The following is a 251-nucleotide window of genomic DNA, read 5'->3' as shown; positions in this document are numbered from 1 at the left end:
CCGGTCACCCTGCGGCCGTTCACCGTGGCGGCCGGGACGACCTGCGAGGGCGGCGGGCCGTCCGCGGTGTGTTCGGCGGAGGTGCGCCGCACCGGCGGCAGCCAGGGGTTCGCCGACCTCCCCGACCTGCCGGGTGAGCCGGTGCGCGTCACGGTCACCGTCACCGACGCCGGGGACGCCCGCCTGGCACACGGCAGCGTGACGGCGACCCCGCGCACGGCCTCCCCGAACGGGCCAGGGTGCGGGGGCAC

At 79.3% G+C, this 251-nt stretch carries 1 pseudogene; it reads left to right on the top strand.

What is annotated here, in order from left to right:
• Positions 1-251: pseudogene (locus tag SACPADRAFT_RS32715) on the top strand (hypothetical protein); the annotation flags it as partial.

It is taken from the genome of Saccharomonospora iraqiensis subsp. paurometabolica YIM 90007 (assembly GCF_000231035.2).
Classification (GTDB): Bacteria; Actinomycetota; Actinomycetes; order Mycobacteriales; family Pseudonocardiaceae; genus Saccharomonospora; species Saccharomonospora paurometabolica.
The sequence above is the reverse complement of the archived record's forward strand: the minus strand, read 5'-3'. Positions and strand labels throughout refer to the sequence as shown.